This window comes from Gammaproteobacteria bacterium, assembly GCA_041395445.1.
Classification (GTDB): Bacteria; Pseudomonadota; Gammaproteobacteria; order Xanthomonadales; family Marinicellaceae; genus NORP309.
The window spans coordinates 76961-92811 of record JAWLAO010000004.1 but is presented as its reverse complement, the minus strand read 5'-3'; the positions used below and the strand labels follow the sequence as shown (position 1 = coordinate 92811).

The following is a 15851-nucleotide window of genomic DNA, read 5'->3' as shown; positions in this document are numbered from 1 at the left end:
TACGAATGGTTGAACAATTATGAAAAGAACAATTTTGGCATCCTTTTTTGCACTAATGGTTTTTCTAACTGCGTGCGATAATTCAACGAGTTCTCAATCTGTTGAGAGTGCCGTTCCACCTAAAGGAATACAAAATGTTTCATGGCTGAGAAATAAATTGCCGGCAGAAACTTTTGCTTATTTGCGAATACCTACAATCTGGCAGATGTTTTTTGAAGAAAAAGCGGATGTTTTATACCCTGTACAATCAAATCAAAATCATGTGCAACAAATTGATAGTTTTAAAAAAGGATTGCAGGATTCTTATTTAAAACTCTTGCCAAGCGATATGCGTCCACTTGTTGAAACGATTATTCAAAATATGGTTTCTCCACTTGAAGTCGCGTTTGTTAAATCAGCTGATGGAAGGCCGGTTCCGAACACTTTGATTGCAACGACTCTTCGGAACACTTCTTTGTCACAACTCGATATTTTACTCAAGTTATGGAAAAACAAATCCGGTGGACAAATTCAAATTATTGATGATTTTGATAATGAAGGATTTGGCAAATTAGCCATTTCTATGACACCAACGTATATCTATTTTAATGAAAAAGATGGAAGACTTTTACTGTTCGCCGGTTTGTCTAGCAGCAAGGATGAACTGAAATCCATACTGTCACAACAGAAACATGCAGATGATTTAAAACCCATTTTTGAATTTGAAAATAGTGTTGATGCAGCCGGTAAAAATCTGGAACTATGGGTTAATTTCAAATCATTGATACATAACAATAAAAACTTTATACCTCCTCATGTGAAACCAATCGTTTCCAAATTTGCTTTGGAGCAGATGGAATATCTTTGGGTAGGAACTTCAGCGATTGGAGGCAAAAGTCGTTTTATTGTGAGATTGCAAATGCCAGATGAAGGCTTCAGACAGTTTCTTCCCAGGGTGGATTCCGAACTTGACATACACACAGCCGGAACACCAAGAAGTGTATGGCAAATTGCTGTCCCGAATGAAGAACAGCTCAAGCAAATTTATGAATTGATATTATCAATGAATGAAGCAGAAAGTGTTGAAATCCGAAAAGTTGTCGATGAAAAAATCCAGCAAGTGAATGAGTATCTGGGTGTCAGTTTGTCAGAAATCATGAATACTTATGGGCAGAAGTTACTTGTTATTACAGATGAATCGGGAACTTGGTTTGCCAGCAAAATCAACGATATGAATGCTCATAAGTTAATTGTTGAAAAGGTTTCAAAGGCATTCAAAACCGAGTCTGCTACCAAAGAACTGGCAGGAGTTCCAATCAATCAAACTCGATTCTCGATTGATGAATTCATCAATCATATCTTTCCTTCTGAAAAAGATAAAAGCGAAATTGAAAAACTATTGAACGTGAAACAATACGGTTATTATTTAACCGAAGGAGACTATTTCATTCAAGCATATAATCCTCAGGTTTTGGCAGATAGAGCCAACTATAGCAATCAATTAAAACTACAAGATTGGTTAAAAAATAAACAGCATACTGATTTTACAAACTCAATCATTGCATACAGCAAAGAAGTGAACGATGCTCCCCGGGATATTTATTATGGATATTTAAATGTTCTTCAATACCTTGCCAGTTACAGCCATACTGAGCTGGATTTGTTTGCTTTGCCAACGGCTCATCAACTGAATTTGCCCAAAAGCGGACGCTTTGGTTTTGCTTTGGACTCATCCAAAGAAGCATTGATGTTCAGTTTGAATTACGAATATAGTCCAATTGAGCAGCTTTCTTCCAATGGAGGTATGCTTATGATTGCCGGTGTAGGAATTTTGGCAGCCTATACTATACCATCCTATCGGGACTACACAGTTCGTGCTAAGGTTACTGATAAAATTTATTCCGTTAATGAAGAAAAATACCTGATTGAAGACAGCTATATTGAAAATGGAACATTCCCAAATACGGAATCCATATCCGACCGCTTCGATCAATCCGATGAACTGGTTTACAACCCCAAAAATGGTGAAATTACCATCTACATAGGCGACGATATTCCTGCTCTGTCTGGAAAATACATCAAAATAACTCCTCATGCGAGTGATGACGGATATATATACTGGGATTGTGACGGTTCAACTGTGGACAAGAGGTTTTACGAATACAGTTGTTTTTAGCTAAAACTCATATATTTCCTCTCTTTGAGAGACGAGTTCTTATCAATAATGAACAATGTGTAATTGATAATTAAGATGGTGATTTTCAGGGTGATTCTTGTTAGTAAAGTGATGTTTTTGTGCATATACAAGTGCTATCGTTCAGTATGAAATTGTTTTACTAGATTCCAGCCTATGTGGAAATGACGAATATTGCATATCGAAGCAATAGTCCCCAAAGAGCATCAGATTTATTTAAAAATATATTTTTATAAAACATTCTTAAATTTATTTCTTTATAATTCCCACTCTTTTGAAAATTACAAAACAAACGTTATGACACACGCAGAAATTATCGCAAACCTCATCAATGCTAAACCTAGTCAGGTTGAACATGCTGTCCAATTACTGGATTCTGGAGACACCGTTCCTTTTATTGCTCGTTATCGCAAAGAAGTGACCGGGGGGCTTGATGATACACAGTTGCGACAGTTAGAGGAGAAACTAATTTATTTGCGTGAGCTGGATGAAAGACGCTCATCAATTTTGGAGTTGATAAAAGAGCAAGGCAAACTGACGAGTGAACTGGAAAAGGAAATCCTTGCTGCTGATACCAAAACACGACTGGAAGATTTGTATTTGCCGTACAAAAAGAAACGCGAAACCAAGGCTCAGATTGCCCGAAAAGCCGGACTGGAACCATTACTCAAAGATCTCATAAATAATCCGAAATCTAATATTGAGAACCTAGCAGAAAAATATATTAATGCAGAAAAAGGCATTGAAACAGTTGAGCAAGCATTAGATGGTGCCAGACAAATTGCTTTGGAGGATATTGGCGAGAATGCCAATTTGATTCAGGAACTGCGTGACTGGATGTGGGAAAATGCTATCATTTCATCTTCGGTGGTTACTTCAAAAGAACAAGAAGCGATTAAATTTAAAGATTATTTCGACTTCAATGAAAAGCTGAATAAAATCCCATCACATCGCACTTTGGCATTATTGCGTGGCAGAAATGAAGGCTTTTTGAGTTTAAAGATTGATGCATTGGTAGCAGATAACCAGCAACATCCGGCAATCACAAAAATCATACAGCATTTAGGTTGGGATGTTCAAAGTTCCGAATGGCTGATGCGAACAGTCGAGTTGTCATGGGTTGCAAAACTTCATGTGAGACTTTCATTGCAATTGACCAATCAAATACGGGAGCTGGCAGACACTGAAGCGATTAAAGTTTTCAGTCGCAACATGAAAGATATTTTATTAGCAGCTCCGGCTGGAAGCAAAGCGACAATGGGTCTTGATCCAGGCTATCGAACCGGAGTTAAAGTGGTCATTGTTGATAAAACCGGAAAGTTACTGGATAAAGATGTCATATTTCCGCACCCACCACAGAAACAATGGGAACAAGCTAAAGTCAAAATCGTATCACTCATCAAAAAATACAATATTGAACTTGTTAGTATCGGCAATGGCACGGCTTCCAGAGAAACTGATCAAATGATGGCTGAAATATTGAAGCAGAATAAAGATCTTAAAGCCCAAAAAATCATGATTTCAGAAGCCGGAGCTTCTGTTTATTCCGCATCAGAAACAGCAGCTAAAGAATTTCCTGATTTGGACGTGAGTTATCGTGGCTCAGTTTCAATTGCACGTCGTTTGCAAGATCCGTTGGCAGAACTGGTGAAAATTGAGCCAAAAGCCATAGGAGTTGGACAATATCAACATGATGTGAACCAATCCCAACTGAGCAAAGCTCTGGGAGATACCGTTGAAGATTGCGTGAACTCAGTAGGTGTTGATGTCAATACCGCTTCAACTGAATTATTAAAGTATGTGGCAGGAATCAGTGATTCTGTTGCTCAGGAAATCGTCAATTATCGCGATGAAAATGGGCGCTTTGTCAATAGACAGCAACTTCTTAATGTTAAACGCTTGGGCGATAAAATGTTCACTCAATGTGCCGGATTTTTACGCATCAGAAACGGCGAGCAACCTTTGGATCAGTCAGCAGTTCATCCTGAATCCTACCCTCTAGTAGAGAAAATTGTAAATTCGCTCAACTGTAAAATAGAAGACGTTATCGGTAAATCGGATAAACTCAATAAACTGAATCCTCGTGATTTCATTAATGATGATTATGGTTTGGAAACAATTAAGGACGTCATTGCTGAGTTGAAGAAGCCTGGGCGAGACCCTCGTGGAGAGTTTAAAACAGCTGTTTTTGATGATGAGGTGCAGACGATTTCAGATTTAAAAGAGGGTATGAAACTTGAAGGTGTGGTTACCAATGTCACCGCATTTGGAGCTTTTGTAGATATTGGTGTGCATCAAGATGGTTTAGTTCATATTTCACAACTATCTGATAACTTTGTAAAAGATCCTTCAGAAGTTGTTAAAGCCGGCGAGATCCTTAAAGTGACAGTTCTAGAAGTGGATGTTCCACGCAAACGTATCTCTTTATCTGCTAAAAGTGGAGTGACTCCTCAAGCATCAGTGAAACCTAAGAACCATCCGGATAAAAAACGAGACAATCAATCATCAAACAAACGAAGTCATTTTTCTCAGCAAAATAATTCCTTGGGTAGTCTGGCTCAAGCGTTTTCCAAAGCTAAGAAAAAATAAGCATGAGAAGGAACGTTTGAAAATATTAGAAAGCGAAGAATTCATATAGTAACATTAGAGTTCTTCGCTTTAACGGAACAAACTATACTTTCAAACAAGATAAAAGATACTCTATGAGTTGAAAGTAAAAAGATTAGTTTTTGTCTTTTAAATTAAAAACAATTCTTACTTGAGTTGTTAATGGTTCTTCTATCCCATAGGATTTTGGGGGTTCATATTTCCACTTTTTGACAGCATTCAAAGCCGATCGGTTAAATAAACCTTGATTGTTGTAACTGGCAACTGCTTCAGTATTAATAACTTCTCCTTCTATGTTTATTGTCAGCCGAACATCGACCCAACCTTCTTTCTTACTCTTAAATGCACGTTGTGGGTAGAGTGGGGGCTCGTCTTTTATTTTTGTCCAACTATAATTATTCTGAGAATTATGAATAGCTGATGGCTCTGATACTTTCTCAATGGTTTTGTTCTCCAAAATCTCCGGTTTGTCAGATAATTCTAAATTTTCATCAATAGTTTCAACACTTTCAACTATTTCTTCATTTCTAACACTTTCTTCAGGAAATTGATCTTGTTCGGATCTTTCGATAAGATCTCCTTCCTGCATAGGTTTGTCTTCTATCAAAATGTTTGAGTTTTGTTCCGTATCTCCTGCATCAATCATTTCGCTCCTTTCAAAACCAAAATCAATGTTAGAATCAATATTGCTCTCAATTTTTAATTCCGGAGTGTCTAATTTTTCCGGCATTGGTTGAGACCAGGATGGTTTGTCTTGTTGTTGAGCTATTGTGTTGCTACAAAAGGAAATGAATATTATTAATGTTAGGACTCTCATAACTTTTGATATTGTTTGAATTTACTTACAATGAAAAATGTGCTCCTATTAAAAACGACCAGTTTAAACTTGCCACTGAATATTTTTATTGAATGCTGGGTTGATTTTATCAAGATTGATTTCTCAACTTAATGATACCTTTGATATATTATTCAAATATTTCTGGTTGAGACTCAATTGTCATACAAACGAAATTTTTTATTCGGTACTATCAAACACGGAACGGAAGTTTCAATACAGTGAAACAGATAATCAAAAAATAAAAAAGTTATTTTTCAGAAGTATGTTTTCCCAAAATAAAATTCAAACATTTATAATAGCGGTATTACAAAATCTATCACATTATGAAAAATCACGATTTATTCAATAAAGCACAACGTGTTATTCCCGGTGGAGTGAATTCACCTGTCAGAGCCTTCAAAGGGGTCGGTGGCGAACCGTTATTTATCAAAAAAGCCGATGGTCCTTATATTTACGATGTTGAGGATAATGAATACATTGACTATATCGGATCATGGGGACCCATGATTGCCGGGCATTGCAATAAAAAAGTTTTAAAAGCAGTGCACAAAGCAGTGGATAGAGGCATGAGCTTTGGAACTCCTGTGGAACAAGAGGTCACAGTCGCTGAAAAAATGTGCTCGTTGATTCCATCTTTGGATATGGTTCGCATGGTGAATTCGGGAACGGAAGCGACCATGAGTGCGATTCGTCTTGCCAGAGGTTATACCGGAAGAAATAAAATTATCAAATTTGAAGGTTGCTATCATGGCCACGCAGATTCATTTTTAGTAAAAGCAGGAAGCGGAGTGTTGACTTTGGGAATTCCGGGTTCACCGGGAGTTCCTGCTGCGGTTGCCGACTTGACTTTAACTGCTGCTTATAATGATTTGGATGCTTTGGAACAAATTATGAAAGCTCACGGCGATGATGTGGCTGCAATTATTATTGAGCCAATTGCGGGTAATATGAACATGATTTTGCCAAAAGATGGTTATTTGCAAGGTGTTCGTGACTTGTGTGATAAATATGGAACAGTGTTAATTTTTGACGAAGTAATGACCGGATTCAGAGTGGCTCTGGGTGGCGCTCAGGAAGTTTATGGAATCACTCCTGATTTATCGACTTTCGGGAAAGTCATTGGTGGCGGGCTTCCTGTTGGAGCTTTTGGCGGTAAAAAAGAAATTATGTCGCATATTGCTCCTTTAGGTCCGGTTTATCAAGCGGGAACCTTATCTGGAAACCCAGTGGCAATGACGGCGGGTTCAGTAATGTTGGATATTATTTCAAAACCCGGATTTTACGAAGATTTGAGCCATAAAACGCAAAAACTGGTCGATGGTTTGGAAAAAATTGCCAAGCAAAATAATATTCCTTTCCATACAGTTAATTTGGGCGGAATGTTTGGATTGTTCTTCACCGAGAAATCTGAAATTAATAATTTTGCCGACTTATCCAATTGCAATGAACAAAGTTTTAAAGACTTTTTCCATAAGATGCTTCAGAACGGTGTTTATTTAGGTCCATCTGCTTATGAAGCTGGTTTTGTCTCGTCAACACATGATGAAGTGACTTTGAGCAAAACTTTAAAAGCAGCAACAATTGCATTTTCAGAGCTGTAATAAACGATGGAATCATCCTCCTGGCTGCAAGCAACATTAGAATGGGTACAAGCTCATCCGCATGCAACCGGTTGGATGATTTTTATTGTCGCGTTAGGAGAATCCTTGTTATTGGTTGGGATTTTACTTCCAGGAGCTGCATTGCTTGTTGGTTTGGGAACGCTGATTGGACTGGGAGTTGTTGATTTTAAGCTGGCTTGGATTACTGCTTCATTAGGTGCTTTTGCAGGAGATGGAATCAGTTTCTGGATAGGTAGACATTATAAAAAAGGCTTGCTGAAAATGTGGCCGATTTATAAATTTCCCAAACTGATTGAGCAAGGGCAGTCGTTCTTTTCTAAGTGGGGAACACTTAGTGTTTTCATTGGACGATTTGTAGGTTTAGTTCGCCCAATCATTCCTGCTATTGCCGGTGTAATGGAAATGCCGCTAAAAAAATACCTGATAATCAGTACCGTTGCGGCTATATTATGGTCGCCATTTTATTTATTGCCCGGAATGTTGTTTGGAAACGCAATGGGAGCAATGTCAAAAGTTGCTGGTGCATTATCGCTACTGGTACTGGCTTTCGCAGTTGTTGTTTTTGTTGTTTACTGGGTGATTCATGCGGTTTACGGGTTCTTACTTCCCAGAGCTCATACAATCCTAAGTAAAACTCTTGTCTGGTCGCAAAAACATCCCCATTTCGGAAAAGTGACATCCGGTTTGATTGACCCGAGAAAACCGGAGACAGGTTCTTTGGCATTAATGGCTTCATTTATACTGGCATTGACGGTTACTTCGTTATTTGTGATTCTCAATAGCGATGCTATTCAAAATTGGTCACAACAAGTCAGTGCTTTCATGCAAGCCTTTCATACGGACTGGACGCAACCGGTATTGGCATTTTTTCTTGCAATAACCCATGATCTGACAGTTTTTGTTTCTTCACTGTTTGTATTACTTTGGCTGTTGCGTCGTCGTCGAATAACAGCATCCAAACATTGGGGTTTTATCGTTGTCAGCGGATATTTATTATCGGTACTGATTAACTACTTTTCAGCTGGTCATTCCAGTTGGTTTGGAATTTACCATCTGACATGGTTCGTCTGTGTCATATCGTTCTGGGCAGCATTAATATCCGGTGCATTGCCTCATAAAATGCGTGCCTGGCCCTATACTTTGGCAACATTATTGATTGCTTTAACTGCATTTACACAGCTATTTTTTATGCAAATGGGTTTAGGTGTGGTATTGATTTCAGTATTCAGTGCCGTATTTTGGGCAGCTATTGTTGCAATTGCTTACCGTATGCGTAACCGAAAACAGTTTTTGGGTTGGCCGGTTTCTGCAATTTACTTTAGCTTTCAAGGTGTCGTCACGGTTTTGGTTCTTATTTTTTTTAGTTTTCCAACTGCAAATTACCAAAAAGCAATTCCAAAACTAACAACTCAACAATGGTTAGAATCTAAGCAAGAAGAGCGACTCGATTGGTTAAGTCGTTCCAAGCAACCTTTTCAAATCCGCTATCTTGGTGATATTGATATATTCACTGAAAAATTTGAGTCCGAAGGCTGGCAATCCAAGCAGCCTCAAGCATGGAAAGATGTTTGGACGGCGTTGAGTTCTGATATTGAAGAAAGTGAAGAATTTGTAGTCATTCCATCAACAAATAATGGCAAAATCGAGACAGTAATTTTATCTAAGAAAGATAATGATAAACTGACCACCATGCATTTGTGGAAACAGCCTGCCGAGATTATTGATTCCTCTTATGATGTCTATAATGGATATGTAAGAATCAATAAAGTGTCAGAAGAGTGGGGTTTAACTTTCTGGAAAAGCATTGACCAACCTGTGGATTTGAAATTTCTGGTTGAAACCATTGAAAATTCTGATAATCTGTCCTATAAGTTTAGTAACAATCAATATTTCATTCGTGGCAATTAATTTTTAATGAAAGAATTTTTCGACTTTATCGTTTCTTATATCGACCATCTTTCCAGTTTTGGACAGATTGTGATTGCCCTGAATTTGTTATTTTTCATTCTCTCGGGAGTTATTTTCAGGTATATCATAAAACCCACTCATGATGAGGAAAGGAACAAGAAACGAATCCGCTGGATGCGATTTTTAAACTTCTTACTCTTGATGATTTATGTAATCGACGCCTTGGTTAATGGTAACAGTAAAGAAAATGAATGGTTGCTAAAGGTTTCTCAAACAGGGCTTGTTTTACTGGTTTCCTATCTTTTTATTCAATTCTCTCACGCATGGGCATTGCAACACTATGGTAAGATAAAAAATATCGAAGGTGAAGATGTAACCACAGGTACTTACAAATCAGAAATGATGTACATTTTGATTATCTTCATCACCTTAATTGCCACGGTTTTATTATTGGTGAATATTTGGAATGTCACCAATTGGTTGCAGGCAACAGGTGCGTTGGGTGGCTTGCTGGTTATATTGTTCGCAACCAAAGATGCCTGGGCGGTTGATAGTGCTCAGGGTTTGATACTGCTTTATAATCATGACTTGGAACCGGGTGTAGTTTGTCGGATTCCTGAATTTAATATTCTTGGAATTACACATAAAATTTCTTTGACACAAACAACATTCAGAGATTTGGTTCAAAAGCATAAAGTCGTCATTCCCAATTCAAAATTGCGACAAACAAAAATAGAAATTCTCAATCGAGCCGGACACTCTTCCTGGAATGATTTTATTGAATACAAAATTGGCTATTCAACTCCGGCAGAAGTTGTGGAAGATTATTTTGCAAAGGTTTGGGAAGAAGCATGCGAAAAGAACAACGCTCTTAAAGTTGATAAAAAGCCTAAAATTTCATTGATAGAAGCCGGGGATCATGCCATTTTATGGCGAATTCACTATCAACTGGAAAACATCTATCAACTAAAAGCCGCTCGCTATGCGATTAATCGTGCAGCATTTGACTTGCAGAAAGAATTTAATTTATCTCTGGCAACCCCAATTACTCATCAGGCAGTTTCATCAACTCCTGAATCCGAAATTATTTCTCACGAACAAGTTTAATTTTATGCTATTTTTTAATTAATAGCCCAGGCACAATTTTCTAAAGTTTTGTAAAATAATTGAGCCATTGTCGTTCTCAATAATATCTTCGATTAACTTTTCTGTATTTATGCCTTCGTTTTCAATATCCTCAGCTCTTGCCAGAATATAATCAATAATGATTTCTGAAGTGAATTCAGGGTGAAATTGCAATCCCCATACATTTTCTTTATAACGAAAACAATGATGCGGATCACGGTCTGTTGCTCCTAATAGTGTCACTTCGTCAGGTAATTGCACCACCGATTGCATATGTGTTGCCATTAGATGAACCTCGTTGTCAATTCGATTGCTTAATGATGCCAGTAATGGATCATCATAAATGTGCTCAGTGTGTTTGAGTTTTACACTGCCAATTTGTCGTCCATTGGGGTTCCAATCAACTTTTCCTCCCAAGGCGGTTGCCAGCAATTGGTGGCCATAACAAATCCCAATCACCGGAATATCAGTTCTTAAAAATTGTTTCAGCCACTCAACTGTTGCTTCAGACCAAGGGTGTTTTTCGGTAACCATCGCCGGTGATCCGGTAATAATTAATCCGGCAATTTTGTCAACATCCGGGAAAATTACATTGTCATCTTTGCTCTGATACACTCTGTATGTTTCGACTAATGCAGGTTCCACTTTCATTGCTCTGATGAAAAGTTCATCAAAATCACCATACTTCTCAAGTGCAGAAGCTATAGGTTCTCCGGTTTGAACAATGATAATTTTTTTATTGGACATGGTGTTTAGCTATATTCCGGTGGTGCCAGTTTAATGGCTTCCTCAACGGAGGTTTGCCCGGATTTAATTAATGCAGAGAGAGAAACTCTTAGTGGTTTCATGCCACTTTTATAGGCTTGTTCAGCTACCGCTTCCGAAGGAATGTTGTTTTTAATCATACCTCGTAAATCTGCATGAATTGGCATAATTTCAAAAACACCAATTCGTCCGTGATATCCGGTATTTCTGCATTCCAGGCAGCCATTCGTATCATAAATCGTTTCGGGCTTTGCAATATTCCAAGGGTGAGTCAAAGAAGTCCAGACTTCATCGGAAATGGTGGTTTCTTCTTTACAATGTTCACAGAGCAACTTGACTAACCGTTGTGCAATCACGCCGGTCAGTGTTGAACGTAATAAATAATCAGGCACTCCCAAATCCAGTAAACGGTTGATTGCAGAAGGCGCATCATTAGTATGCAGTGTGGATAAAACCAAATGTCCGGTTAATGATGCTTGCACAGCCATTTGAGCGGTTTCTAAATCCCTAATCTCACCAACCATGATAATATCGGGATCTTGTCTCATTAATGTACGAATACCACTGGAAAAATTCACGCCGATTTTGGAATTCACTTGCATTTGATTGAGAGCCGGAAACACCATCTCAATCGGATCTTCGACTGAAGAAACATTGACATCTTCTGTTGCAAGGTTCTTTAATGTTGAATAAAGAGTTGTGGTTTTACCGGAACCGGTCGGGCCGGTAACCAAAACAATGCCATTGGGACGAGAAATCATCTGTAACCATTGATCGATTTCAGATTCACTCATTCCCAAGTCCTGATATTTTTCAACTACGGCATCCGGATCAAAAATACGCATTACACATTTTTCGCCAAATGTCGTTGGCATGGTTGATACACGAAGTTCAACTTCTTTGCTTTCAGAGGTCAGTGTTTTAATTCGGCCATCTTGTGGTTTACGTTTTTCAGCGACATCCATGCGAGAAAGAATTTTGATACGGCTGACCACAGCAGCCATCACCATCGTCGGCAAAACATAGACATTATGCAAACGTCCGTCAATACGAAAACGCATGATGGAGTTTTCTCTTTTAGGTTCCAGATGAATATCACTGGCGCGTTGCTCAAATGCATAGTGCAACAACCAATCCACAATATTGATAATGTGTTGGTCATCGGCACTTAAATCATTTTTAGAGCCTAATTTAACCAGTTGTTCAAGATTGAGAATCGAGTCAATCGTTCGATTTTTATGCTGTTTATGTGCGTGTTTTATAGACTTATTGACACCATAGAACTCAAATAATAACCGTTGAATATCCAGTGGATTGGAGTGAACTCTTACGACTTTAAGACGTAAGATTCTTTGTAACTCTTCCACCCAGGAATCATCATAAGGATTAGCAACTGCAAATGTAACTGTTGTATCGGAAATATCAACCGGAAGAATCTTGTGTTTGGTGGCATAAGCCTGTGAAACCGCAGAGGTCACACTGCTGACATTCACTTTTGTCGGATCAATTTTCAAATAACCAAGGTTGTTTATCTTGGCTACAAAATGTGTAATAAACTCAATGGAAATCGGTTTGCCGGTTTTCAGACTTTTTAATTTATAGTCAGAAATATTAATGTAAGGATGTACGGAACTGACCTTAATCAATTTTGAATTTCTGATAATTTTATCCGCAGATTTTTTATCAATAATCCCCTCGTGAAAGAGGTGTTTGATGATGGGAATGACAATCTCGCTGAACGACAATTTGCTATTCATAATGATTCAAATATTTCACCAACAGGCTCAATCTCCAGTATGTTTTTAACATTTTCAGCAGTCATAATCTCAGAAACTTTGCCGGAAATCCCCTTTCCTTTGTTTGAAATCATAAGAACATGACTGCAATACTCTTTCACATATTGTATATCATGAGTCACCATTATGATTAATTTTTTTTGTGACAGATTTTTCAGCAGTTTCATTAAGTGATAACGAAAGGCAACATCCAGGTGATTGAGTGGTTCATCCAGAATCATAATCTCACTGTTCTGTGCCAAAATGGTCGCAATATCGACTTTTCTCAATTCACCACCGGAAAGTTTTTTTAGACTTCTATTCTGTAAATCTTGTAAATCCATGTCCATCAATGCCTTTTTAATCAGCTTTGTTTCGTCAGAGTTATCGAGTTTGAATTTATGCCAAGGATATCGTCCATAAGAAACAGCTTGTTTAACGGTGCAATCCAAACCTTCATCTTGTAATTGTGATAGATAAGAAATATTTTGAGCTCGTTCCAAAACAGAATATTCTGTGATATTTCTTCCTTTAATCTTTACACGCCAAGGCTCTGATGGAGTAAAGCCTGCAATTGTTTTCAGCAAGGTGGTTTTACCAATCCCATTGCGTGCAATAATTGCCCAAAACTCACCTTTATTCAATTGAAGGTTTAGGTTCTTAATCAGAGTTTTATTTTCAACTTTGAGGCTGAGTTGGTTTATTTTTATCATGAGTTTTTCCTTAGCAAATAAAGAAAAACAGGAACACCAAATAATGCCGTAAATATGCCAACAGGAAGTTGTGTAGGAGCAAAAAGCCAACGAGATAAGGTGTCGGCTAATAAAACCAATGTTGCTCCCAAAATTATGGATGCAGGAATCAGCTTTGCATGTTTATTGCCAAAAATCAATCGACTGATGTGCGGAATAACCAATCCAACAAAACCAATTGTTCCTGCTAAACTAACAGCTACTGCAGTAAAAAGCGAAGCGGAAACCAGTAAAACTAAATTGGTTTTCCTTACATTAACGCCGCATTTCAGAGCAAAAAATTCACCTCTTGCAAGCAAATCCAACTCTTTGTGATATCGAAAGATCCAAAGTGAACCAATGATTAGAGCAATAATCGGAAACATACTGAATGAACTGTAACCCAAATCACCCATCAACCAAAACAATATAGGCTTAGTTGTTGCCGTAGGGCTGAGAGTGAGAACTAAGCTGATAATTGCTGAATAAGCAAAAGCTAAAACTACACCGCTTAATAATAAATTGGTTGAGTTTAAACTTTTTTTGGATGAAATGAGCAATAACAAAAGTAATGCTAATAACGTAGCCATAAAACCTGTAAGCATGAAAAGGCTGAAAGGCAATACAATTCCAAAGGCAATGAGCAATAATTGAACCATTGCAGAAGCGCCTGAAACACCCAAAATATATGGGTCAGCCAGAGGATTTTTTACTAAGTTCTGAATCATTAAACCCGAAACAGAAAGTAAAGCTCCGACAGTTATTGCATTGGCCATTCGGGGAATTCTGATTTCAAATATGATGGTGTGATACTTTTCTGAAAATATCTCTGCAGGAGGAATAGAGATACTTCCTGTAGTCAATGAAAAAACAATTGTCACTAACAGCAACAAAAGTAGTGCAATATATTGTTTCATTTCGGATTAAGATTAAGTTAGTTTCTTTACGCTATGGGACAATTTCGACCGAAGAAACCTTGTCCAGAGGCACAGAGATTCTTGCTCGACCGGTTCGGAAAATTGATTCCAGCTCAACCAGATTGTTCTCAACCGATAACAAATAACCGATAACTGGTCTTCCTCTCCAAGTTTTAATACGAACTCTTTTACCAATCGCAGAGGAAATATTGTTCAGAGGAACTTTTGTTGATTTGGCTCCGCCGATTGTATGTACAACCGGTTTCATTTTGTTTTCCTCTTCAGCGAGTCTTTTCAACTCTTCTTGTCTTTTTTGTTCTTCTCTTTGTTCAAGTTCTTGTTTGAGTCTTTCTGTATCCACTTTGGTATAGTCAACCTCAGCTAACTCGACAAGCATATAGTCATTTTCTGTCGTTCCGATTTCAGTTTTAACCTGAGATAAAAAATCCACTTGTGTCATATCAAAAAATTTATTGAGATACTGACGCTCTGCAAATTCAAAAATAGCGTTGTACTCAACATCCGACTGAAGAGATTTGTGGAACCACAGCATAAATTCTTTTGGAAGCTCTTTGAGATAGCTGGTTCTCAAATACTCTTGAATGTTGTTTTCCGCCTTGGAACGGTAGGCTGCGTAAGAACCTTTATAGTTCGCTGCGCAAGCATCGTTCTTGACTTTGTTAAACCCATAATCAAGATAATAATAGTAGAGTTTATCAACCAGTAAATCCCGAATCACAATTTGTTTATCATTGAAACCGGATTTCAAGTTTCCGGACCAGGTTGAAGTGAACATATTTTCAGCATCAAGAGTGATGTCGGTATCAATACTTCCGTTATTCTGGCGTGAGTAATATAAATCAAAATTGTAAACCTGATTTGTGCTAATAATTTGATTCCAGCTCTTTTCATCAAATTCTGTGGTCGAGTCTTTGGAACAGCCAAAACTACCTGCAAAACCGACCTGAAGTTTCCATAATGCCGACTGTCTGAGTGAATGAAATAAATCATCGGAATTATCATTGAGTTGTATGCCGTTAATCGCAACGGTTAGGTTTTCAGGAAGCATATCTTGTAAATCGGATTTGCTGTTTTTGAGTAAAAACATAGGTTGAGCTGTGATAACCATACTCTCTGCCTGCATTCCCTGAGAGTATTCATTAGGAGTGAAGACGGGATTTCTGATAGTAATTTTGCCGTTTAAACTCGTACTAATACCACTGTTTGTCCATTGTCCAAGATTAGAAGCGTAATTGAGAACAGTATTAGCAAAGATTTTTGCATTCGAAAAATATCTCCATATCGGATAAATCGACAATAGAATAACTACGGCTATAAATATCAGTATGTATTTCTTCATTTTTGCTTATTTCTCATATCTTTATGACAA

11 protein-coding genes are annotated in these 15851 nt (G+C 37.8%); 5 read left to right on the top strand and 6 right to left on the bottom strand.

The window, feature by feature from the left end; all coding sequences use genetic code 11:
- Nucleotides 1-19 precede the first annotated feature (19 nt).
- Together R3F25_08400 and R3F25_08395 are read left to right on the top strand one after the other, a co-directional pair.
- Entirely contained in the window at nucleotides 20-2155 is a 2136-nt protein-coding gene (locus R3F25_08400) for a pilin (protein ID MEZ5496837.1), read from the top strand.
- A 315-nt stretch (nucleotides 2156-2470) separates the two neighbouring features.
- Nucleotides 2471-4762 (top strand): Tex family protein, encoded by a 2292-nt coding sequence (locus R3F25_08395; GenBank protein MEZ5496836.1) that lies wholly within the window; start codon nucleotides 2471-2473, stop codon nucleotides 4760-4762.
- Nucleotides 4763-4895: 133 nt separating this feature from the next.
- On the opposite strand, the gene R3F25_08390 is transcribed toward R3F25_08395, so the two are convergent.
- On the bottom strand, nucleotides 4896-5510 hold the full coding sequence (locus tag R3F25_08390) for an energy transducer TonB (protein MEZ5496835.1): 615 nt from the start codon (nucleotides 5508-5510) through the stop codon (nucleotides 4896-4898).
- A gap of 428 nt (nucleotides 5511-5938) precedes the next feature.
- Between R3F25_08390 and hemL the strand changes: the two genes are divergently transcribed.
- From hemL to R3F25_08375, 3 genes are read left to right on the top strand one after another with little or no spacing between them, the layout of a single operon-like run.
- Nucleotides 5939-7219, top strand: a complete 1281-nt coding sequence (hemL, locus tag R3F25_08385) for a glutamate-1-semialdehyde 2,1-aminomutase (protein ID MEZ5496834.1) — start codon at nucleotides 5939-5941, stop codon at nucleotides 7217-7219.
- A 6-nt stretch (nucleotides 7220-7225) separates the two neighbouring features.
- Nucleotides 7226-9148, top strand: a complete 1923-nt coding sequence (locus tag R3F25_08380; GenBank protein ID MEZ5496833.1) for a DedA family protein — start codon at nucleotides 7226-7228, stop codon at nucleotides 9146-9148.
- Between the two features lie 6 nt (nucleotides 9149-9154).
- Nucleotides 9155-10255, top strand: coding sequence for a mechanosensitive ion channel (locus R3F25_08375; GenBank protein MEZ5496832.1), 1101 nt, complete (start codon nucleotides 9155-9157; stop codon nucleotides 10253-10255).
- An 18-nt stretch (nucleotides 10256-10273) separates the two neighbouring features.
- Here the strand turns inward: R3F25_08375 and R3F25_08370 are convergent, their stop codons facing one another.
- Genes R3F25_08370 through R3F25_08350 form a run of 5 tightly spaced genes read right to left on the bottom strand, consistent with a single transcriptional unit; the run spans nucleotide 10274 to nucleotide 15821 of the window.
- A complete protein-coding gene (locus R3F25_08370) occupies nucleotides 10274-11020 on the bottom strand; it encodes a glutamine amidotransferase (protein MEZ5496831.1) in 747 nt (248 codons plus the stop codon).
- A gap of 5 nt (nucleotides 11021-11025) precedes the next feature.
- Entirely contained in the window at nucleotides 11026-12795 is a 1770-nt protein-coding gene (locus tag R3F25_08365; GenBank protein ID MEZ5496830.1) for a GspE/PulE family protein, read from the bottom strand.
- A complete protein-coding gene (locus R3F25_08360) occupies nucleotides 12792-13526 on the bottom strand; it encodes an ABC transporter ATP-binding protein (protein MEZ5496829.1) in 735 nt (244 codons plus the stop codon). Before R3F25_08360 ends, R3F25_08365 begins: the two co-directional genes overlap by 4 nt.
- Complete coding sequence (locus tag R3F25_08355) at nucleotides 13523-14461, bottom strand: iron ABC transporter permease (protein MEZ5496828.1); 939 nt, start codon at nucleotides 14459-14461, stop codon at nucleotides 13523-13525. The genes R3F25_08360 and R3F25_08355 overlap by 4 nt, the downstream gene beginning before the upstream one ends.
- Before the next feature lie 31 nt (nucleotides 14462-14492).
- Nucleotides 14493-15821, bottom strand: a complete 1329-nt coding sequence (locus tag R3F25_08350; GenBank protein MEZ5496827.1) for a hypothetical protein — start codon at nucleotides 15819-15821, stop codon at nucleotides 14493-14495.
- Nucleotides 15822-15851 lie beyond the last annotated feature (30 nt).